Below are 21,138 nucleotides of genomic sequence, written 5' to 3' on the forward strand. Positions count from 1 at the left end.
CTTCCGGTCGGGACCGAACGGAGGCGAGCGCGTTCGACGAACCCATCGAGTTCATTGTCGCGAGGACGGGCAAGGCGAGTTTATACGCACCGATGGGACGTTGTTTCATGGGCGACACAGCGTTTCATCGAACGAACGGGCTACAGGGCGACGGCTGACTCTCGATGACAGGCCGGGATAACGGCAATCGGCGGACCGCCGTCCCGGTCCGTCGTCGATGCCGGGACCGCCGGGAGGTCGCCCCCGAAACGAGTCAGGCCGACTCGAAGACCAGCGCACAGAGTCGTCGCTGGGATTCCCGGAGGTGGTAGGTGAACGTCGCCTGCGAGATATCGAGGACGGCGGCGAGGTCCGTGCCGGTCTGGACGCGCGGGGACTCGAAGTACCCGCTCTCGTAGGCCGTCTGGAGCACTTCGAGTTGCCGGGGCGTGAGGCGGTCTTCGAGGGTCATCCGGAGCGAGGACTGCGTTTCGAGGGGGCGGGTTCGCGTCGTCCGGGCGAGCAGTTCCAGGTCCGGCAGGTCCCGTTGGAGTTCGTCGAGGAACTCGCTGACTGCTCCCGTCTCGGGGAGGTCCGCGACGACCGTGACGGTTCCCGCCTCGACGGCCACCGACCGGACGATTGCGTGCCGGGCGACCGGCACCGACACGAGCAGTTGGTCGGTCAGTCGGGCCCGAAACAGGCTCTCGTCCTCGCGCTCGTCGAGGCAGGTCAGGTCGTCGATGGCGAGAATTCGCTCGCCGGCGGCCGAGAGCGCGTCCGAAGCGATGCCGCTCGCTGTGAAGAACACGAGCAGTTCGTCGGTAGCGGTGCTGGGAACGAGTCCCTCGACGGTGATGTCGCAGTCGGTCTCCCGGGAGAGGCGCGCGAGCGGGGTCTCCGCGTTCCGCGTCCGAAACGTGAGTTCGACGACGCTGTCGGGCCGTCGCGTCGTTTGCGTCTCGGCGGCGTGAATCGTGTGGGCTATCGTCTGACCGAGTTCCGCAATCACCTCCGTCTCGCGGTCGTCCGGTCTCGGCGTCCGACCGTAGACGGTGAGGATACCGTACATCGACCCCTCGTAGACGAGCGGGACGGTGATACACGAGCGCGCGCCGCGTTCGAGGGCCGCTTCGCGCCACGAGGCCACGCGGGCGTCGACGGCGACGTCAGAGACGACCTGAATCTCGTGGGTCCGGTGGGCGGCGACGAGCGGGTCGTCGCCCGACGCGTCTCCCACGGTGACCGTCCGGTCGTCCAGATAGCGACTGTCGATGCCGGACCAAGCCCGCGGCCGCAGCGTGTCCGTCTCCCCGTCGTAGGCGGCGAGCCACGCCGACTCGTAGAGGTCCGAACGGGCCAACTGCTCGCAGACGGCCTCGTCTATCTCCTCGCGGGTGTCGGCCCCCACGAGCACTTGATCGATTCCCCGGATGAGACTGTTGAGTCGGTCGAGGCGCTGCAGTTCGTCGTTCTGCGCCTGCAGTCGGTGCTCGCCCTCGGCGCGGTCCCACGCGGTTTCGAGCGTCGCCCCGAGGGTCTCGGCGAGCCCGACGACCCGTTCGTCGAAGGCGTGCGACTGCAGGGAGCCGACGCAGACGACCCCGTGTCTCCCCAGCGGGAGAAGCAACCGACTCCGCAGGGTCGCCCCGTCACGGGCGGTCCCCTCGGCGAAGAGGTCGTTACTGACGGCGATTTCGTCGCCGACGAACGCCTGCCAGACGTGGTCGGAGATATCGTCGGGGTGCCGGACTGCGTCAGTCTCGCTGCCCGCGTTGAGAGCACTGGTCGCTTCGGTCAGGTCACCGTCCGCCTCGTTGTACCGCCAGAGGGCAGCGTACTCGACATCGAGCACGTCCACCGTGAGGTCTGCCACCCGGACGTAGAGCGTCTCCGTGTCCACGTCTATCAGCTCCCTGCTCGCACCGGTGAGCCGTTCGAGCGCCCGCTGGGTGCGTTTGAGTTCGGAGATGTCGTTGAACAGCACGGCGACTTTGCGCTCGTCCGCGTCGCCGATGCGGAAGGCGTAGACGTTGTACCATCTATCGCCGATGTACTTCGCCTCGTTCTGGAACCGCTCCGGCTCACCCGTTCGGGCGATGCGACCGTAGATTTCGAACCAGTGGTCCTCGTGGTTCGGTTCGAGGTCTCGCATTCGCTCGCCTTCCGCGTCGGTCAGGCCGGTCTGGCTCTCGAAGGCCGGGTTCGTCTCCAAGAAGCGGTAATCGACGGGGTCGTCGTCCTCGTCGAAGATCACCTCGACGATGAAAAAGCCCTCGTCGATGGATTCGAACAGCGTGCGATAGCGCTCCTCGCTCTCGCGGAGGTTCTGCTTGGCGTGGGCGCGTTCGACGGCACCCCACGTCCGCTCGGCCGTCTCCTCGACCATCGCGACCTCGGTGTCGGTCCATTCTCTCGCTGTGGATTCCGTGACCGAGAGGAACGCTTCGAGCGACCCGTCCTTGACGAGCGGGACGCCGACCCACGCGTGTATCTGTGCCCTTCGACACGTCTCCAGCGACGCTTCGCTCAGGGTCGGGGACGTTTCGAGGTCGTCTACGACGAGGGTTTCGCCCGCGCGGAACCCGTCGGTGATGTACTCGCCGTAGGAGTCGAGGCGGTGCTCGCCGGCGAGGGATTCCATATCGTCGCGGTGGTAATCCGCGCGGACGACGTTCGTGTTCTCGTCGTCGAGCACTTCGCCGTACTGGACGCGGTCTGCGCCCAGTTCCTCGCAGAGGACGCGAGCGGCCTCCCGCTGTATCTCGACCGGGTCGGAAATCGAGCGGATCGCGTCGCTCAGCGCGAGCAGGAACTGCTCGCGTCGTTCGCGACGCTTCTGTTCGGTGATGTTCGAGATAGCGCCGTGGAGTTTGCGCGGGGTACCGTCGTCGTCGTATTCGACGGTGCCCCGGGAGACTAGCCACAGGTCGTCGCCTTCCGCGTTTTGAACGCGGAATTCGGTTTCAAAACGGCCCGTCTCGGTAATCGCGTTATCGACGTCCCGCAAGATTCGTTCGGTGTCGTCGTCGTGAACCGATGCGACGAATTCCTCGACGGGAGCGCCTTCGGCGGCCCTATCGGGGTCCACGCCGTAGCACTCAGCCACGTAGGTGTCGCCGATTAAGCGGTCCTCGTCTACGTCCACTGTCCACAGTCCGACCGACCCGGCTTCCGCCGCGACCCGCAACCGGTTGCGGACCTCCTCTAACTCCGCCGTGCGCTCTTTGAGCGCCCTCGTTCGGCGTTCGCGCTCGGTGATGTCCGTCGACGTTCCGAACCACTCGGCGATTTCGCCGTCGTCGTCCAGCACCGGCACGGCGCGGGCGTGTACCCACCCCCGGGTTCCGTCCGCCTGCACCACCTGGTGTTCCAGATCGAACGTGCTCTTGGTTTCGATGGCGTCTTCGATGGCCGCCGTCACCCGCTCCCGTTCGTTTTCGGGGACGTACTCTTCGAGCCACGTTCCCCGCCGCTCCTCCGTGTCGACGACGAAATCCTTGCCGTCGAGGTAGTGCATTTCGGTCCAGTCGGGAGTCATGCGGTAGACGACCTCGGACGTCGACGTGACGAACGCATCCAGTCGGTCCTCGCGCTCTCGCCGTTCGGCTTCGGCCTCCTTGCGCTCGGTGATGTCGATGACGAACTCCACGTACCCGACCCCCTCTACCCGCCGCGATTCGAACAGCCCCCAGAAGCGCGAGCCGTCAGCGCGGTAGTACTGCTTCTCGTAGGGGACGCCGCTCCCGGTCCCGACGGTCTGCTCTACGTGTCGCTCGCTGTCCGGATGGAACTCCTCGGGCGTGAGCTCCCGCCAAGACGTGCCAATCGCCGCCTCGTAGTCGAGGTCGGCCATCTCCAGAAAGGCCCCGTTCGCGTCGCTAATCGTCATCTCCTCTCCCCAGACGACGACACCGACCAACGCGGAGTCGAAGACCGGGTGAGCGCGAATCCGCTTTCTCTCCCCCGGGACCCCACCTGTCGGCGGTCGGTAGCCGCGGGACGCCACCACACGCGGCTGTTCGCGCCGACCTTCTTCGTCCGTAGCACGCCGTCTTCGACGAGCGACGACAGTCGGTTATAGATCGTTCTCGTGGTGCAATCGAACCCCTCGGCGACCTCCGGTGTCGTCACCGGCGTCCCGGGCGGACCGATGTCGTGGACCTTCGCCGTTACGTCGGCGACGGTCGGTGCAGCCGAAGTCATACAGAGGGGTTGTCATTCGTACTACAAATCAGTTCCGTCGATAGAAGATTCACCGCCTCTCGTCGTGCCCGGCGTGTGGAGTACGGGAAACGAGACATCGCTGACACCGATACGACGGCGAACTCTGTTGTCCCCGCGGGGAACGACCGCTGGCTAAAATATTAGATAGTTTGCGGTGGTGCTCTCGATATACTAGTGAGTATCTTTTCACCCGATTCACACAATCTGTAGCGCATGCCGCCTGATAGAGAGGATACCGGGTCGGGTTGGGGATGGGTCGCCCACCGAGACCGAACACCGAGGAAGCGACAACGAACGGGGAAGCCGCCGGCTGCACGCACAGTCACTACAAGAAGGCGACGCTGTTGCCAACCGGCGATTCAGACAGCGGGACGTGTCGCCTTTCAGACGGCGGGGATGCCGACTGCCACCGATCCATGACGCGAGGAGAGAATCGTCGTCAGTCGGATCACGTCGTCGAGTTGATTGCGGTCTCGGACACGCTCGTAAATCCCCACCGAAACCGCGTCCTACACGTGCTCCAGCGTCAGGGTACCCCTATCTCACTCGATACGCTGGCGACCGAGGTCAAGTGGGCAAGTGAACGCGGAGCAGATTCCGCGGAGCAAATTCCGTCGAGAGAAAAGTATACGCGACAACTGCACCACGTGCATCTGCCGAAACTGGACAGTTCGGAACTGATTCAGTACGATTCGACCGACCGAATCGTCGTCTCACTAGACGAAGAACGTCTCGACCACCTTCTGAACGTGGGACAACAGATGCTCGCATCACTTGAGGAGGGCCGCGAGTGACACGTGACACGCTGGTTCCGCGCGGGTCCGACGTACGCCACAGCCACCTTTTCGGGGGGACTAGCTGAGCGAGAGACGTATCCGAACGAGCGGTCTTCGCCCGCCGATTCGAGCCTCGAATCGCGCGAGACGTTCGCGACGTTTCTTCGTCTCGGAGTGCTGCGTTACTTTTAATTGAATTGAAGTTAAGATAACACGGCTAGCTGTGTCATGACTGTGATGCGTTCTCGGCCTCTCTCACGCCCCGAACTCGGAGGGTGAGAAATCATCGAAAGAGGGGAACGCGCGGAACGTCGGGCGGCGTAGTCGCCCGTCGAGAGACGGGTCGGAGCACAACTGCTTTGGAGAGTGAGAGAGTGGACCCCGGTATGCGAACTGGAGTCATCATCGCCGGGGGATACTCGACGCGGTTCGGCGAGGGGGACAAGGCGGTCGCATCGCTCGCGGGGACTCCCCTCATCCGCCGCGTCGCCGACCGGATGGCCGGCGTAATCGACACCCTCGTCGTCAACTGCCGACCGGAACAGACCGCTGCACTCCGAACCGCGCTCGACGGCTACGACCACCCAGTGACGGTTGCGGAAGACGCGGAGTGTGACGAGGGACCGATGGCGGGAATCATGACGGGCCTGCGGGCCGTAGAGACGGAGTACGCGTTCGTCGCCGCCTGCGACATGCCCTTTCTCGAATCCGCGCTCATCGACCGGCTGTTCGACCGGGCGGCCGGCCACGACGCCGCCGTGCCGCGAGTCGGTGACGGCTGGTTCCAACCGACTCACGCGGTGTACCGAGCCTCGGCGATGGCCGACGCGTGCGAACTCGCGCTGGCCGAGGGGAACCACAAGATCATCGAGCCGCTGTTCGCGCTCGACTACGTCGTCCTCGGGGAGGACGAGGTGTGCGAGTACGCGAGCCTCGACACCTTCGAGAACATCAACACCCCCGAAGAGTTCGCCCACGCGGCGGAACGGTTGGGCTAGCGCTCCACGGTGGCCACGACGGGCTCGGACGCCGTCAACCGCGTCAGAGCGACGCGCGGAACGTCGGACCGAGCGAGGATGTCCGAAGCAACCTCTCGCGCGACCGCTTCGAGCGCCGAATCGTCAACTTTGTTCAGCACGGGAATCACCGTCGCGCCGTCGGGGACGTCCGCGAGGCCGCCGCGCTCGCTCGTGAGCACCGTTGCGACGTCGGACGGGCGAATCGCGTCGCCGGGGTCGAGACCGGTGAGGGCGGCGACCCGTTCGGGGCGGTGAACGGTATCGTCAGCGAGCGGTTCTCCGACCGCGTGGACGCTGGCGATTGGGAGGACGGTGTCGGCAGTCGCCGGGAGCTGGGGTTCGCGGTCGCCCGGAGCTTTGAATTCGCGCATCCGAGCGCCGTCGGCCTTCACGAGCACGGCGTCGGCGGCGTCGGATGCCCCGATGTCGTCGACCACGTCGGGGTCGTACCCCCGGTAACGGTCGTCGCGGTCGCGGTCGGGGACGACGCCCACCGGCCAGTCCGTCACGCGCTGGAGCGCGGCGACCGGAGCGTCGGTCACGAGCACGTCGTCGACGTGCTGGTCGAAGATCGGGATGCGAACCGTCGCCGTCACGACGGCGCGGTCGAGTTGACGCGCCAACGCGTACAGCGTGGATTTCTTCCCGCCCGCGCCGACGACGCAGACCACGCCGCTTCGAGCGCAGAGCGCATCGCGAAGCTTCATATTCGTCCCACGACGGCCAGCGATTAAAGTGACACGGGGTGGGGTTCGTCAGCCGCGAGTGGGCGGTCGAGGACCCGCGGACAGTTGGTTCGCCCGTATCGGTCGCCGACCGGGCGTTCGGGCGGTGTTCAATCGCGGAGCGCGTGCAGGTCGGCGGCGAGTTCGGTGAGGTCGAGGCGGTCGATGGTCTGTGCCGTCGGCACGCCATCGGCGGTCCAGCCGCGGCGGCTGTAGTACGCGTCGAGCATCGAGTCGAAGTCGTCGCGGTCGACGACTGCACCGGCGCGCGGGCCCCTCTCAAGCGGCTCTTGGAGCGTGGCCGGCAATGCGTCGTCAGCGCGCGAGATTCCCTCACGGACGTTGAACAGGCGCGTCACGTTCCAAATCCGTTCACCGACCGTGGCGAGTTCCCCGGCGGGTTCGAGACCGACCGATTCGAGCCACGCTCGTCCGAGGTCGTCGAGCGCGTCGCCGAAAAAGTCGTCGGCGATGAGACTCCAGAGTACCGACCGCCGGTCCTGCTCGCGAACGACCGCCTCCGCGGTCCGGTCGGCTCCCCACTCTCCGTCGAACGCCTCGCGTTCGATGGGTCGCGCCCGTCGATGGCAGGCCCCGCGGTCGCTGGTCGCGTACGCCAGCGCCATGCTCTGCGCGCCGCGCGGGTCGTAGGCCGGTAGCTCCATCGACTTGACCGTGGGGACGAGCTCTCTCCCGCCGTACCGCGACGCCGCGGCATCGACCCCGTCCGCGAGCGCGTCGCCGAGGTCCGTCGCACGGTTCGCAACCTCCCGTAAGAGGGCGCGCGCTCCGTCGGCGTCACCGAACGACAGTGGACGGTCGAGGACGCCGGCGGCGTCGGCGTTGATGGTCCACGCGACCGCGCTGCCGGCGCTGATGAGGTCCATCCCGAGCCGGTCACAGGTCTGTCCCAACTCGGCGACGGCGTCGAAGTCGTGGATGTCGAGTCCGGCCCCGAGCGTCATCGCGGTGGCGCCCCGCGGCACGTGGTCGCCCTCGTCCGTCGGTACGCGAAATCCCCCCGGTGCCTCCGTGTCGGCGTACTCGCGACCGACGGCGCTGTCTTCGACCGCAGTGATTCCCAGTTCGTCCGTCTGTTCGAGGTGTCCATCGCGCCAGCCTCGCGTCGAGAGCGCGCCGATTTCGTTCGCGAAATCGATGGTCTCGACGGTTCCACTCGCCCGGAGCCAGCGTCCGGTGGAACTCTCCCGGTACTTCGCGGCGTAGGCCTCCCGAAGGTCGTCGAACCCCTCGGGTGGCTCTCCCCGCGCGACGACCGCCTTCAGTCGCTTCGAACCCATGACCGCTCCCGCGCCCCCTCGACCAGCGTGGTGCTCGCCTTCGTCCGAGGCGATAGTGGCGTAGGCGATATGGTGTTCTCCCGCCGGGCCGATGCACGCGACCGACGCGTCGGGGAACGCTCGCGCCGTTTCGACCGTGTCGGCCCCCCACGTCTCGGCAGGAGCAATCGTGGCGTCCCCGCCTTCGATGACGAGGGTGACGGGGTCGGACGCGACACCCGTCACGAGCAGACCCATATGCGGCCCGAGCGCGCCGGCCAGCGAGTCGGGGAACTCGCCGCCCGCATAGGAATCGAGAAAACAGCCCGTGAGCGGGGATTTCGTGATAGCGGCGTATCTCGACTCGCCCGGGAGATACCCCGACAGCGGGCCGAGCATGAACAGAAGCGCGTTTTCGTCACCCAGCGGGTCCACGCCGGCGTCGAGTTCGTCGTAGAGATAGCGGGCACCCAGCCCTTTTCCGCCGACGTACCGCCGTCGCCACTCATCAGGAATCGGCGTACTCTCGACCGAACCGGAAGACAGGTCGACCGCGAGGAGTCGGTCGGGGACGGGGGGGACCATCAGATCATCCGTCAGGACCGGCGACCAAAAAAGATGATGCCGTCGTGCCACAGCGGGCGAGCGAGTTCGGTGGCGCGAACGTGTCCAACAACGCCGAGAGTTCGATTCGCGGAAGTCGGCCGACGCGAACGGCCGCGAAACCCGACCTATCAGTAATGGAAGAAGATGAGTTTTCGAACGGAGGTCCGGTGTGAGGGGTTCTACACTCGGGTCGAGCGAGGCGACCCAGCATTGATTACAGCCACCCGCGAGTCGACACACAGCATCGACATGTCCACGGCTGAAACTCCGATTACGGTCATCAGCGGGCCCCTCGGCGCGGGCAAAACGACGTTGGTCAATCGACTCCTGAACGACCCCGGCGGGAGGGAGATAGCCGTCGTCGTCAACGACATGGGCGAACTGAACGTCGACGCCGAGTTAGTCGCCTCCGAGGCGGACGACGGGCTAATCGACCTCTCGAACGGCTGTATCTGCTGCCGATTGCGGGACGACCTCGTGACCGAAGTGACGCGGTTGGCCGAAATGCGTTCGTTCGACTACCTTCTCATCGAGGCCTCCGGAATCAGCGAACCGCTCCCGATTGCGCGGGTGCTGACGCGCGAGTCGGAGGAGGGAGGTCTGCCGGAGCAGTTCCGGTTGGACACCACGGTCTCGGTCATCGACGCCTACGGGTTTTGGAAGGCGTTCGACCCGGCGGAATCGCTCCCGGACGCCGCCCCCGACCCGGAGCGTCCGTTGACGGAGGTTCTCGTCGAGCAGGTCGAGTTCTGTGACGTGCTGTTGCTGAACAAGTGCGACATGGTCCCCGACGACGCGCTGGACGCCGTCGAAGCCGAGATTCGAGAACTCCAGCCCCGTGCGACCATCCACCGGACGACACACAGCGAAGTCGAGTCGGGGCGAGTTCTCGATACGGGACGGTTCGATTTCGACGCTGCGAAACACCACCAAGGCTGGAAACGCGCGCTCACGGGCGACGATGGCGAGGCGAACGGCAACCACGACCACGGCCGCGACAGCGGACGCGCCCACGACGAGGACGTCTCGGCGGCGACGGCCCACGGCGTCGAGTCCTTCGTCTACCGGCGGGACCGCCCGTTCCATCCGCACCGACTCGATGACTGGCTCGACGACTGGCGGGGGAACGTCGTCCGCGCGAAGGGGTTCGCGTGGGTCGCGAGTCGTCCCGAGACGGTGCTCGGCGTGAGTCAGGCGGGGCCGTCGGTACAGGCCGGCCCCATCGGTCAGTGGGGAGACGATGACCCCGAAACGCGACTCGTGTTCATCGGCCGCGACCTCGACGAGGCGGCACTGAGCGGAGAACTCGACGAGTGTCTGGCGACGACGGACGAGCGGGCGGCGTCGTATCCCGACGACCCGTTCCCCCGGGAGTCCGCCTGATTAGGCCGCGCCGAGGTCGACCTCGTCTCGGAGTTCGTCCCACGACTCGTGGAAGCCGTAGGTCGACTCCGACTCACCGCCGACCGCCGTCTGGTAAACCTCGTCGTACTCCAACAGCTGGGTCCAGCCGTCGTGGTACCGGTAGCTACAGTACTGGCACATAGACCGAACTACCGGGGTGACCGTCAAAGGAGTACCGGTGAAAATCAGAGGGGGAAGCGACGGTTACCGTTAGGGTTCCAGCAGAACCTTCGTGACGCCCTCCTCGCGGTTGTCGAACTTCTCGTACATCTCGGGCGCGTCTTCGAGGTCGACGCGGTGGGAAACGACCCAACTCGGGTCGGCTCGGCCCTCGATTATCATGTCTCGGAGCTTTCGGTTGTACTCCTTGACGTTACACTGGCCGGTGCCGAGCGCCTGCCCTTTCTCGAACAGGAGACCGAAGTCGATGCCGAGACGTCCCTGCGCGGCCATCTCGTCGGGAGCGCCGGGGTCGTCGGGGACGTAGAGACCCGGGATACCGAGTTCGCCGGTCGGACGGACCGTCCGAATGAGGTTGTTGATGACGACGGCCGGGTTCTCCCGGGCGGGGTCGTACGCGCTGTCGGCTTCCTTGTCGGGGTCGATGGCCTGATAGCCCACCGCGTCGACGCCCTTGTCGACGCCGCCGCCGTGAATCTCTTTGATCTGTTCGACGGGGTCGCCCTCCTCGAAGTTGATGGGCGTGGCGTCGCAGTGTTCCTCGGCGAGCGCGAGGCGACTGGGGACGCGGTCGACGACGTAAATCTCGGCCGCGCCCTTGAGCTTGGCGCTGTAGGCGGCCATCAGGCCGACCGGACCGGCCCCGTAGATAGCGACGGAGTCACCGGATTCGAGATTGGCGAGTTCCGTGCCGTGCCAGCCGTCGGGAAGATGTCCGCGAGGAGCGAGAACGAGTCCTCGTGCTCCCGTCCGTCCGGCAGTTTGAGCGCGTTGAAATCGGCGTACGGAATGCGGAGCTTCTCGGCCTGACCCCCCTGATACGGCCCCATGGCGACGTAGCCGTACGCTCCCCCGGCGAATCCCGGATTGACGTTGGTACAGAAGCCGGTGTAGCCGTTCTCACAGTTCTCGCAGAAGCCGCAGGCGACGTTGAACGGCGCGACGACGCGGTCGCCGACTTCGAGGCCGCTGACGGCCTCGCCGACCTCCTCGACGATACCCATGTTCTCGTGGCCGAACACGATTCCCGGTTCCGCCGCCGTCCGACCCTCGTACATGTGCAGGTCGGACCCGCAGATGCAGGTCGTCGTGATGTCGATAACGACGTCGTTCGGATGTTCAATCTGCGGCTCTTCGACCGCTTCGACTGCGACCTCTCGTTCGCCTTTGTAGACGACTGCGTCCATTGACATTGTTCGGGCTCCGCTCGGTCTCTGCGGACGGATGCCATTTATAGCTCGGGTGCGAATGTCTTTCACGGCTCTCGGCACTTCAACGCTTAAATATCGTTGGTGGGTGCTTCATCGTGTCACGTTCGTTACCATTCGTGTTTTCTGCGTGGGTGTCGGCAGGGCCGAGACACCCGCGAGGCTCCGAAGTTCGAGACGAGGAGTGCCGACGTGCAAGCCGAGTGACGCCACGGAATGGCAGATGGCACACATATCGTGAGACCGGTTCGTCCCGGACGTGGATTTAATACGGCCTGTTCGAAACGGCCGGCTATGAAGCGCACGATTAGCACTTCGGACGCACCGGCGGCCGTTGGCGCGTACAGTCAGGCGACGACGAACGGCGACCTCGTCCTCACTGCGGGCCAACTGCCGCTCACGCCCGACGGGGAGCTACTCGACGACGCCTCTGTCGGCGACCAGACGAAGCGGTGTCTCGAAAACGTGGAAGCGATTCTCGTCTCGGAGGGCGGCTCCCTCGACGACGTGCTCAAAACGACCGTCTTCCTCGACGACATCGACGACTTCGAGGAGTTCAACGAGGTGTACAGCGAGTTCTTCGACGAGGAACCGCCGGCGCGTAGCGCGGTCGAGGTCGGGAACGTGCCGAAAGGGGCGGCGATAGAAATCGAAGCGATAGCGGCGACCGAATAGGTTCGCGGACCCGAGCGGACGCATCTGGGCCCGACCCGCGTGAGGATTTTTGAGACGACACTCACCGACGAGAACTCGCGTTCGAGCGGCCGGTGTCGGAGACCGCGGTTACTCCAATCGCATGTTCTCCGCCCGCTCGGCCGCGAGGTCGGTGATCTCCTCGACGTCGCTCTCGGAGCGGTCCGCGAGGACCCGAACCATCATCCCGAGTTGGACGGCCGCCGTCTCGCGTAGCTCCGATGCCTCTTCGGTGTCGTTGGCGAAGTAGTACTCGCGTCGACCGTCGTCGTGGACGAGTCCGGTGTACACAGACAGGACGTCGTCTTCGCGGGTCGCGTCGGCCGCGGTCTCTCGGACGTCGTCGAACCGTGGGTTCGTCATCACCTCGGGGAACAACGCGTCGCCGCATTAGCTCTTTGCTCCGGTCGCTGCCGTCTGGGAGCGCCATCCGCCGCGGCGACTTCGTGCCAATCGCGGTGGGACCGGCTTCGAGTCCGGGGGATTGAACGCCTCGAAGCCGCGCGCCAACGGGACCGGATTGGGATGATTTTTTAACCCCACCGCGTCTTTTTAACCGTGAGAATGAATCGCACAGGCAAGGCGACCCCGTCGCCGACCGTCCGGGTTTCGGGACCCGGGCGAACGGAGCGCGGGGAGCGTGTCTTGAGCAGCGCGCGCGCCGCCGCCGACTCCGTCCCGGTCCTGCGAACGGGACCGACCGGAATCAGCGAGTACGACCCGCTGGTTCTGGCGACCAGAGCGGGGCGGACCGCGTTCTTCCCGGCTCCGGACGCACCGAGAGCCCGGGAAATCGTCGCCGACGTGGAAGATGGGGCGTTACCGACGGACGGTGCCGCGGCGGTCGTCGAGCACGACGCCGAGACGACGACGCTACCGGTGCCGACGAACGGGCCGCTCGCGGTAGGTCGGCGGCGCGTCCTCGGTCCCTGCGGGTGGGTCGACCCGCTGGACCCGGAGGGGTGTCGGTTCCAGTCGCTCGACAAAGACGCGGGTGCTATCGCGGACGCCGGCCTCGTCGGTCGAGGAAGGGGCGACGCCAGCGCTGACGACCCGGTCGCCGAAGCGTGGCGGCGCGCGCGAGAGACAGACGGCGACCCGGTGGTCGTCGTGAACGCGAACGACGCGGACGACAGGCAGTGGGCGGACGAAACGCTCCTCGCCGGGTCGCCGATGTCGGTGCTCGACGGCGTGGCGGCCGTCGCCGAGTACCTCGGGACGACCGACGCGGTCATCTATCTCGCGGAGACCGACACCGAACTCCGAGAACATCTCCGGCGGGCCGTCGACGCCGCCGCGGACGAACTACCGGTCGTTCCGAGAGTCGCCATGGGGCCGGACGAGTACCGCGCCGGCGCACCGACGGCGGCGCTGGAAGCGATTGAGGGTGCGGACCGAATCGAACCCCGTCTCCAGCCACCGTCGCCGGCCGAGTACGGACTCTTCGGTCGCCCCACGGTCATCCATTCGCCGCGGACGTTCGCACAGGTACACCACGCACTCTCGGGTTCCGAGAGTACCGATGAGGACGGGTCCGCCTCGGCGACGCGACTGTTGACTGTCACCGGGGACGTGGCCGCGCCCGCGACGATAGAGGTCGGGTCGGACGCCCGCCTCTCGGCGGTTCGGAACGCCGTCGAACTGGAGGGCTCGTTCAAGATGGCCTGCGTCGGCGGGGTGTTCGGCGGCGTCACCCGGACGTTGGATATCACACCGACCGCGGACGAACTGGCCGCGGCCGGCCTCGGCACGGACGGCGTCGTCGAACTGTTGAACGACGAGCGGTGTCCGGTCGCCACCGCCGGTCAACGAGCGAACTTCGCCTCGGAAGCCAACAGCGGGCGGTGCATGCCGGGTCGGGAGGGAACCGTCCAACTCACCGAACTGGTGCGAGCGGTCTACCGAGGCTCGTACGACCGGGAGAAGATACGCGAACTCGGGCGGGTCATGGCCCGGTCGAGCAACTGCCGAATCGGGGCTCGTGCGCCGCGACCGGTGCTGACCGCGATGGACGAGTTCGAATCGAGTTTCGAAGCACACGCCGACGGCCGCTGTCCCAGCGGAACCTGTACTGACAAACTATGAGTACTGACGACCCACTTCCGGGCGTTCCGGAGATAGACGACCCACAGCACGAGACGTCGGTCACGGCTGAGTTCGAGACCGGGACCGCGAACGACCCGCCCGTCGGAACCGGCGGAGAGAGCCCGACGACGGTCACCGTCAACGGGACCCCGGTCACCGTCCCGCCGGGGTCGACCGTCATCGACGCCATGCAGGCCGTCGACGACGAGGTCGTGAGCGTGGACCCCGGCTCCGACAGCCTCGACGGGGACGCCGACGTTCCGGCGCTCTGTTATTACGACCGCGACGGCGACGCGAGTGACGAAATCGGCCCTCGGAGCGAGTGTCGAACCTGCATGGTCGAGACGGACGAACACGGGGTCGTCCCCTCCTGTTCGTTCCCGGCGACGGACGGGCTGACGGTCGAGACCGATACGTCGGCCGCCGAGGAGTGCCGGAGCGTCAACCTCGACCTCGTCCTCTCCAACCACAATCTGCGCTGTACGACCTGTAACGGGAACGGCCGGTGCGAGCTCCAGGAGACGGCCATCAGCGAGGGGGTCGACCATCCGCGCTACGGCGTGTTCGACGAGCGAAGCGAGTACGAACCGCTCGACGACAGCTCCTCGTTCATCCAAATCGACCGCAACAAGTGCATCCTCTGTAACCGGTGCGTCGAGGGCTGTAACGACGTTCAGGTCGAAGGCGTGCTCCGTATCGAGGGGTCCGGTGCGGACACCCGCATCGGTTTCCAGTCCGACGCCGAGACGATGGGGGATTCAGACTGCGTCTCCTGCGGTCACTGCGCCACGGTCTGTCCGACCGGAGCCCTGACCGAGAAGGACATCGGTGGCGCGGGGACGCTCCCGCTCCCGGGGTTCACGCAGCGGAACTCCGTCGGGAACGTCATCGAACACGAGGAGGCGGAGACCATCGACGACACGACGGCACCGAACCGCTCGCCCGCCCCCGGTAGCGCGGGGACCGCCGGTGGCGAAGCCGAGGCGGGACAGGAGGGACGGAGCGGCGTCGCCCGATACATGGCCCAGAGCAAACGCCGAGCGTCCGACTTCCTCGGGGAGTACGGTCGGAAGGCCATGCTCGCGGGCGAACACACCGCCGAGAACCTTGCGGCGCGGACCCTCTCCGAGGGCCGGCTGTTCGACGTCGCGTCGCTCGTCAGCGACTACCGACTGGGCAAGGTCGACAAAGCGGAGACGACCTGCGGGTTCTGCGCGGTCGGCTGTCGGTTCGAGATGTGGGGCAAAGACGGGAACGCCCTCGGCGTCCAGCCCGTCGACGACCCGGACAACGCACCGGCCAACAACTTCTCGACGTGCGTGAAAGGGAAGTTCGGACACGAGTTCGCCAACAGCGAAAACCGGCTCACGAGACCGCTGATTCGAAACGACGACGGCGAGTTCGAGGCGGCGTCGTGGGACGAGGCGCTCGACTACGTCGCCGGCGAACTCCGCGAGATTCAGGACGAACACGGCGTCGACGCGGTCAGTTGCCTCGCATCGTCGAAAGGGAGCAACGAGGAGGCGTACCTCGTCCAGAAGTTCGCGCGGCAGGTGCTCGGCACGAAGAACATCGACAACTGCGCCCGGCTCTGCCACTCGTCGACGGTGGCGGCGCTCCAACAGACGCTCGGCTACGGCGCGATGACGAACCGCATCAACGAGGACATCGGCGAGGCCGACGCCTACCTCATAAGCGGGTCGAACACGACCGAGTCGCATCCGGTGTTGGCGACCCGCATCAAGCAGAACGTCCGCGACGGGGCCGACCTCGTGGTGTTCGACCCCCGGAAAATCGGCATCGCCGAACACGCAGACCAGTACACGAGAACGACGCCCGGCTACGACGTGGCGTGGCTCAACGGCCTCATCCGATACCTCATCGAACACGACCTGCACGACGAGGCGTTCATCGAACGGAATACGAAAGGATTCGAAGACGTCAAACGGAAGGTTCAGGCGTTCACGCCCGATCGAGTCGAGGAACTGGCCGGCGTCTCGCCCGACGAACTGAAGTCGGCCGCCGAGACGCTCGCGGACGCCGAGAACGTTGTCTTCGGCTGGGCGATGGGCATGACCCAATCCAGCCACGGCACGGAGAACCTCCTCGCGATGGCCGACCTCGCGCTCACGCTCGGGCAGGTCGGGAAACCGGGTGCCGGACTGTCGCCCTTCCGGGGCCAGAACAACGTGCAGGGCGGCGGCGGCGACATGGGGACTCTGCCCGGCAGTCTCCCCGGATACCAGGACCCGGCCGACGACGAGGTCGGCGAGAAGTTCGCCGAGGAGTGGGGCGAGCGTCCACCGGCGGAACCCGGTCTCAAAGTGCCGGAGATGCTCGCCGAAGCCCACGAGGGCAATCTCCGCGGGATGTACATCGTCGGGGAGAACCCCGCGCTCTCGGAACCCGACATCCAGCACGCCGGCGAGGCGCTCGATAGCTTGGACTTCCTCGTCGTACAGGACATCTTTATGACGGAGACCGCGGAGCACGCCGACGTGGTGCTGCCGGCGGCGACTTCGCCGGAGAAACACGGTACCTTCACCAACACCGAGCGTCGTGTCCAGCGGGTTCGAGCGTCCGCGGAACCGCCCGGAAAGGCGCGTCAGGACTGGGAGATTACGCAGGAACTGGCGGCCAGACTGGGCTACGAGTGGGGCTACGACCACCCGCGAGAGGTCATGGATGAGATCAGCGACCTAGTTCCCATCTATGGGGGCGTCAGTTACGAGCGTCTCGAATCGGGCGACGAGCACGGACTCCAGTGGCCGTGCTGGGACGACGACCACCCCGGCACGCCGTACCTCTACGACTACGAGGAGGGGAACTTCAACTTCGACGACGGACTCGCCCGCTTCGTGCCGGCGGACGGCGGCCACCCCGGCGAACTCCCCGACGAGGAGTACCCCCTCACGCTCACGTCCGGGCGGGTCCTCTACACTGGCACACCGGACAGATAACCCGGCGCGTCGAGGGTCTCATGAGCCACGTCGGCGAGAGTTTCATCGAGATTAACCCGACGACGGCCGCGGAACTCGGCGTTTCAGACGGCGAGTACGTCAAGGTCGAGTCCCGCCGCGGCGACATCGTCGTCAAGGCGACGGTGACCGACCGCGTCGGCGACGGGACGCTGTTCATCCCGATGCATTTCGCGGCCGGCGCGGTCAACAAACTCACGCAGGAGACGTTCGACCCGCAGGCCGGCATTCCGGAGTACAAGGTGTCGAGCGTGCGCGTCGAACCGCTCGGACCGGACGCCGACCCGGACGTGCTGCGGACTCCGGACGCGGGCGCTGGCAGCGCCGCACGCGGCGACGACTGAGTGCCGCGAACGGTCGGTTCGTCCCCGCCTTCTGCGCGAGTCAGACAGCGCGGTTGTAACTGGGCGTTGCAACTGACCCGACGCGTCGGGGCACAGCGACGAGAACTGCGGGTGGCTCTATGGGGACCGAGGCGAATGCTGACTGGTCCGGATTACCGCGTCTAGTACGTCAGATTAACTATTCGAGAAAATACTAGTTCGCATATGTATTCGAGCGGGCCGGCGTGGGGGTGTCCACCGACTCCGCACAGTTACTACGGATAGTTTAGTCACACACCTCGTCTTGAACGTCAAAAGCACCGCAGACGCCGTATTCGACTCGGAGGGATTCGTAGCCGACGAATCTGCCGTCAGATTCAACGTCTGTTGGAAATGCGGTTTCAATACACTATAGCGCGGGAGAACCGTGACTCTCGACGTTGCGCTGTTCGGGGGTTGGACCGGTCCCCACGACTCGCGTCTGTACGAGAGATGTGAGAGACGACATTGTCCGGAGACGAGTAGACCTCCGAATTAGCCACAGTCCGGGATTCAAGCTCGTGTCTGATAAACGGCGGAGCCGGCGGTTCAGTTCGAATCTTCGTCGACACTCGGTTTCAGACCCGCGGATTCCAGTCGGTCGTTCCCAGTGCCGCGGGGCAAAAGGACACAATCGGACGCAGTAGTATTTTAGATTACCTGCACAGTTCATTCGAATAGCGAACCGGACCTACGCTCGACGGGCGAACGCGATTACGGAGATTCTAACCACTCGTGATAGAATATAACGTATTTGTGAAAACTGATAATTCGTGAGATAGTTCGAAGCGGCGTGCGACCGAGTCGGTCCGACCGCCATTCGCTCGGTCCGGTCCGCGCCGTGACTACTCCTCGATGGCAGAGACGAGCGTGCCGTCGGCATCGAATTCGAGGCGTCGACGTTCGCCGATTTCGACGTCGTCTCGTCCCGCTAAGTCTTCGAGCACGGGTTCGGAAGCCAGCATCGTCCCCGGTTCGAGCGTGTTGGTGATGCGGCCGATGCGCATCTCACTCAGGTCGGGAACGCCGGTCATCGAAGCCGCGAGAACGAACGCCGTCGCATCACAGGGGACGACGAACGGAATCTTCGAGCGTTCGGGTTCGCCGCTCGTGGTGATGTTGACGTACATATCTTCGAAATTGACCGCTTCGACGAGACTTCGGTTGACGTAGTCGGCGAGGCCGATGCCGATTGCGTTGCCGTGCGACTCCGCCGTGACCGAACGGACGTAGATGCGCGTTATCTCCGGCGAGTTCACTTCGGGTTGGTTGTGGAACCAGACCCGGCCGACGACGTTCGTGTCCATCCCCGTCCCGCTGATGTTCTTTCCCAGTTCGTCGACCATCAGGAAGTCCAACTGGTCGACGGGGAGCGACGGGAACAGCTCTTTCGACCGTTCGAGCAGTTCAGACTCCCGTTCGGGAAGCCCCTCGGCGGGGACGCCCTCGATGAAGGCGGCGCGCTCGTGGTCGTTCTCGACGACGGCGATACCGCCGACGATATCGGTCTCGGCGAGCAGTATCTCCGCGCGCTCGGGGATGACCTCGTCGAACCCGCGAGCGATTGCGGCGTTGTGCATGTTCTCGGCTCCGCGGTGCTTCCCGAGGCCGACGACGGCCATCTTACAGAGCCCGGATTCGATCGGACCGCGGTAGTCGGTGTGGAGTTTCACGCGGTTCGCGAGGAGGATTGCATCGGCTTCGAGCGCGTCTCTCGCCGCGTATATCGGCTCGCCGTTCGGGTCTTCGGCGACTCGCTCGACGGCCATCGACGAGCGGATTTCACAGCCCATCGACGCCTCGGTGACGCCGAGCGAGGCCAACGTCTGGACCTGTCCGTCCGCGGTCGCGCCGCCGTGGCTCCCCATCGCGGGCATGATAAACGGGTCGAAGTTCCGGTTTTGGAGTTCCTCGACCACCGCCGCGAGGACGGCCGGCATGTCGTGAATTCCGCGACTTCCGGCCGTAATCGCCACCGACGACCCCGACGGAAGCGTCTCGAACGCCGGTATGTCGTCGAGCGCCTCGACGGCGCTCGCTCGGACGTCGTCTACCTCCGGGGGGTCCGAAACCGAGCGGACGGTCGCGAAGGCCGGAAGGTCGTCTACCGAGGCGTCGTTTACCGCTTCGAGTCGCTCTCGGCTGGGGAGGTCGAGTGTAACCATCTGTGTCTGAGTCCCGTGTTCACTTTTCGTCCATGACCGCGACGACGGGGACGTCCGCGCTCAGGAGGACCGACTGCGTCGTACTTCCGAACAGCGCCTTCCCGACCGCCGTACGCTTTCGCCCGCCGATGACGAGGTACGACGCGTCGAGTCGCTCCGTCTCGCCCAGCAGTTCGTCGACAACCTCGCCGACGAGGCCGCGCGTCTGGACCTGTCCCGGCCGGTCAGTGGTCGCTTTGACGACGGAGCGCGCCACCGATTCGGCGTCGTTCTGACCGTCTTCGACCGTGTACCCCGTCTGGTGGACGTCGTCTCTCTCCTCGAACTCTCTCTGGTTGAGAACGTTGACGACGACGAGTTGGTCGTCGAACGCGTCCGCGAGGTCTTCGCCGATCGTCACGACGCGGTCCGGTTTCTGCTCTCCATCGACTGCTGCCAGTATCGTCATCGTGTGCCATGTTTTCACATGTATACATAAATCTTGACGCCTCGCTCCGAGTCGTGAGAACATATAACTGGCATCGGCGGGAGTACGAGACGATGACAGACGTAGCACGACGGTTCGCTGGTGTACACTGCCCGCTCGTCACGCCGTTCGACGGTGGCGCGGTCGACCACGAGGCGCTCGAAACACTCGTCGGCCACGTCGTCGACGCCGGCGTCGATGGACTCGTCCCCTGTGGAACGACGGGTGAGTTCGCGAGTCTCGACGACGCCGAGTTCCGCGCGGTTCTCTCGACGACGGTCGAGCGGGCCGACGGCACGCCGGTGATGGCGGGCACCGCCGCGACGAGCGTCAAAGCGACTGTCGACCGAATCGACGCCGCGGCCGAGGCCGGTGCAGACGCCGCGCTCATCACGCTTCCGTATTTCCACGGAGCGAACGACCCGGCCGGCGACGTCGCGTTCGTCGAGGCGGTCGCCGACGATGCGGCGCTCCCGCTGTACCTCTACAACATCCCCGCCTGTGTCGGCCGGTCGCTCGACGCGGACGCCGTCGTCGAACTCTCCGGGCGCGACGCTATCCTCGGTCTGAAAGATTCGAGCGGCGATCTGAACTACTTCTCGGAGCTACTCCGACGGACTCCCGAGAGGTTCCAACTGTTCGAAGGGTTCGACAGCCACCTCGTCCCGGGACTCGTGTTGGGCGCGACCGGGGGCGTCAACGCGCTCTCGAACGTGGTCCCCGAAGCGTTCGTCGCCGCCGCGACCGCGGCCGACCGCGGCGACGTCGCCGAGGCGCGCCGAATCCACGAGCGACACATCGCGCCGCTGTTCCAACAGTGCGTCGAACACGGGTTCGCGCCGGCGACGAAAGCGGCCCTCCGCGCCCGCGGCGTCCTCGAAACGGACGAGGTCAGGCCCCCGCTCGTCGGGGTCGACGAGGCTGCCCGCGACGAGATTTCGTCGCTCGTCGAGACGACCGTCGCCGCGTATCGCTGACGGAGCGC

At 65.6% G+C, this 21,138-nt stretch carries 14 protein-coding genes and 2 pseudogenes; 7 read left to right on the forward strand and 9 right to left on the reverse strand.

The window, feature by feature from the left end:
• Positions 1 to 253: 253 nt before the first annotated feature.
• Positions 254 to 3,871 (reverse strand): bacterio-opsin activator domain-containing protein, encoded by a 3,618-nt coding sequence (locus ATB1_RS22230; protein ID WP_241768015.1) that lies wholly within the window; start codon positions 3,869 to 3,871, stop codon positions 254 to 256.
• The gene (locus ATB1_RS22235; RefSeq protein WP_042662150.1) at positions 3,868 to 4,185 is read right to left on the reverse strand and encodes a helix-turn-helix transcriptional regulator; all 318 of its coding nucleotides are present in this window, start codon (positions 4,183 to 4,185) and stop codon (positions 3,868 to 3,870) included. Before ATB1_RS22235 ends, ATB1_RS22230 begins: the two co-directional genes overlap by 4 nt.
• A 272-nt stretch (positions 4,186 to 4,457) precedes the next feature.
• Between ATB1_RS22235 and ATB1_RS02750 the strand changes: the two genes are divergently transcribed.
• A complete protein-coding gene (locus ATB1_RS02750; protein WP_042662151.1) occupies positions 4,458 to 5,000 on the forward strand; it encodes a hypothetical protein in 543 nt (180 codons plus the stop codon).
• A gap of 368 nt (positions 5,001 to 5,368) precedes the next feature.
• Complete coding sequence (locus ATB1_RS02755; protein WP_042662152.1) at positions 5,369 to 5,980, forward strand: molybdenum cofactor guanylyltransferase; 612 nt, start codon at positions 5,369 to 5,371, stop codon at positions 5,978 to 5,980.
• On the opposite strand, the gene yqeC is transcribed toward ATB1_RS02755, so the two are convergent.
• Complete coding sequence (gene yqeC / locus ATB1_RS02760) at positions 5,977 to 6,708, reverse strand: selenium cofactor biosynthesis protein YqeC (protein ID WP_042662153.1); 732 nt, start codon at positions 6,706 to 6,708, stop codon at positions 5,977 to 5,979. The genes ATB1_RS02755 and yqeC overlap by 4 nt on opposite strands.
• Positions 6,709 to 6,836: 128 nt before the next feature.
• Entirely contained in the window at positions 6,837 to 8,591 is a 1,755-nt protein-coding gene (locus tag ATB1_RS02765) for an aldehyde ferredoxin oxidoreductase family protein (protein ID WP_042662154.1), read from the reverse strand.
• A 270-nt stretch (positions 8,592 to 8,861) separates the two neighbouring features.
• Here ATB1_RS02765 and ATB1_RS02770 point away from each other — a divergent pair, with 270 nt between their 5' ends.
• Positions 8,862 to 9,995: a GTP-binding protein gene (locus ATB1_RS02770; RefSeq protein WP_042662155.1), complete on the forward strand. Its 1,134-nt coding sequence runs from the start codon at positions 8,862 to 8,864 to the stop codon at positions 9,993 to 9,995.
• On the opposite strand, the gene ATB1_RS22240 is transcribed toward ATB1_RS02770, so the two are convergent.
• Positions 9,996 to 10,157: a hypothetical protein gene (locus ATB1_RS22240; RefSeq protein ID WP_167344148.1), complete on the reverse strand. Its 162-nt coding sequence runs from the start codon at positions 10,155 to 10,157 to the stop codon at positions 9,996 to 9,998.
• 69 nt (positions 10,158 to 10,226) lie between these two features.
• Positions 10,227 to 11,383: pseudogene (locus ATB1_RS02775) on the reverse strand (glutathione-independent formaldehyde dehydrogenase).
• A gap of 315 nt (positions 11,384 to 11,698) precedes the next feature.
• Here ATB1_RS02775 and ATB1_RS02780 point away from each other — a divergent pair.
• Positions 11,699 to 12,079, forward strand: a complete 381-nt coding sequence (locus ATB1_RS02780; protein WP_042662156.1) for a Rid family detoxifying hydrolase — start codon at positions 11,699 to 11,701, stop codon at positions 12,077 to 12,079.
• Between the two features lie 108 nt (positions 12,080 to 12,187).
• Here ATB1_RS02780 and ATB1_RS02785 read toward each other — a convergent pair whose 3' ends face one another.
• Complete coding sequence (locus ATB1_RS02785) at positions 12,188 to 12,463, reverse strand: hypothetical protein (RefSeq protein WP_042662185.1); 276 nt, start codon at positions 12,461 to 12,463, stop codon at positions 12,188 to 12,190.
• Positions 12,464 to 12,661: 198 nt separating this feature from the next.
• On the opposite strand from ATB1_RS02785, the gene ATB1_RS02790 reads away from it, so the two are divergent.
• Together ATB1_RS02790 and fdhF are read left to right on the forward strand one after the other, a co-directional pair.
• Complete coding sequence (locus ATB1_RS02790; protein ID WP_042662157.1) at positions 12,662 to 14,182, forward strand: NADH-ubiquinone oxidoreductase-F iron-sulfur binding region domain-containing protein; 1,521 nt, start codon at positions 12,662 to 12,664, stop codon at positions 14,180 to 14,182.
• A pseudogene (gene fdhF / locus ATB1_RS02795) lies at positions 14,179 to 17,504 on the forward strand (formate dehydrogenase subunit alpha). Before ATB1_RS02790 ends, fdhF begins: the two are co-directional and overlap by 4 nt.
• Before the next feature lie 863 nt (positions 17,505 to 18,367).
• On the opposite strand, the gene ATB1_RS02800 reads toward fdhF, so the two are convergent.
• Positions 18,368 to 19,687: a DUF362 domain-containing protein gene (locus tag ATB1_RS02800; protein ID WP_042662158.1), complete on the reverse strand. Its 1,320-nt coding sequence runs from the start codon at positions 19,685 to 19,687 to the stop codon at positions 18,368 to 18,370.
• A 19-nt stretch (positions 19,688 to 19,706) separates the two neighbouring features.
• Positions 19,707 to 20,135 (reverse strand): universal stress protein, encoded by a 429-nt coding sequence (locus ATB1_RS02805; RefSeq protein WP_042662159.1) that lies wholly within the window; start codon positions 20,133 to 20,135, stop codon positions 19,707 to 19,709.
• A 92-nt stretch (positions 20,136 to 20,227) separates the two neighbouring features.
• Between ATB1_RS02805 and ATB1_RS02810 the strand changes: the two genes are divergently transcribed.
• Entirely contained in the window at positions 20,228 to 21,130 is a 903-nt protein-coding gene (locus ATB1_RS02810; protein WP_042662160.1) for a dihydrodipicolinate synthase family protein, read from the forward strand.
• The last annotated feature ends 8 nt before the right edge of the window (positions 21,131 to 21,138 follow it).

This window comes from Haloferax sp. ATB1 (assembly GCF_000730175.1).